The following is a 1056-nucleotide window of genomic DNA, read 5'->3' as shown; positions in this document are numbered from 1 at the left end:
GCTAGAGCACGATGATTCTACGTTGACGCATATCCGGAATTGACGAAGTAGTTTGCGCATTCGGTGGGTGAGAAGTTGCCGAGGAGTGCGCCGATCCGTTTCCAGGTGGCTTCGACGCTGCGTTCCGCGGCCTTGCGCAGCAGGTGTTTGAGCTTTGCGAAGACCTGTTCGATCGGATTGAGATCGGGGCTGTAGGGCGGCAGGAAGATCAGATGAGCGCCGGCACCGCGAATCGCGGCGCGCACCGCTTGACCCTTGTGGCTGCCGAGATTGTCCATCACCACGACGTCGCCCGGCTGCAGTGTCGGCACCAGCACCTGCTCGACATAGACCAGGAAACTTTCGGCGTTGATCGGGCCGTCGAACACCCAGGGCGCCGTGATCCGATCGTGGCGCAGCGCGGCCAGGAACGTCATGGTCTTCCAGTGGCCGAATGGGACTTTGGCGCGCAGCCGCTGGCCTTTGGCCGCCCATCCGCGCAGCGGCGCCATGTTGGTCTTGGCCCAGGTCTCGTCGATGAACACCAGTCGGGAGGGATCAATCCTGTTCTGGTAGGCCTGCCATCGCGCCCGCCTGCGGGCGACGTCGGGCCGATCCTGTTCGCTGGCCAGCACAGTTTTTTTTGAAGCTCAGCCCCTCGCGGTGCACGAACTTCCACACCGTCCGATAATCCACCGACAGTCCGCGTTCGGCCAGTTCCGCCACCAGCCCCCGCAACGTGAAGGCCGACGCGCGGATGCGCTCAATCAGCCAATCCCGATGCGCCCCGGCGATCTTCGGCGGCACGTAGCCGCCGATCCGCCCCGGTGCCGCGCTGCCCGTGGTTTGAAGCCGTTGCGACCACTTCACCACACTGGAAGGGCTGATACTCAGTGCCGCCGCCACCGCGCGGACGCTCTCGCCCGCCGCAAGCCGCGCCATCGCCCGCTCGCGCAAATCCATCGACAGGGGTCGTGCCATCCCTGCTGGCCTCCCAATTCCAGCATCAAGCTTGAATCAGAAACCGCCTGATTTGGGAATCCCCCATCGATTCAGCCAAGCGTCATCCCGCTCTAG

Annotated in this window: 1 protein-coding gene; it reads right to left on the bottom strand. The window is 63.9% G+C overall.

Annotated features, from left to right (window positions below; genetic code table 11):
* Positions 1 to 17: 17 nt before the first annotated feature.
* Positions 18 to 960, bottom strand: a protein-coding gene (locus HNR60_RS23935; protein WP_430695037.1) for an IS630 family transposase whose coding sequence is annotated in 2 segments (ribosomal slippage) — positions 18 to 624 and positions 623 to 960 — 945 coding nt in all. Because the reading frame shifts where the segments join, the coding sequence is not laid out codon by codon here.
* Positions 961 to 1056 lie beyond the last annotated feature (96 nt).

Origin of the sequence: Rhodopseudomonas rhenobacensis (assembly GCF_014203125.1) — a bacterium.
Lineage (GTDB): Bacteria > Pseudomonadota > Alphaproteobacteria > Rhizobiales > Xanthobacteraceae > Rhodopseudomonas_A > Rhodopseudomonas_A rhenobacensis.
The sequence above is the reverse complement of the archived record's forward strand: the minus strand, read 5'-3'. Positions and strand labels throughout refer to the sequence as shown.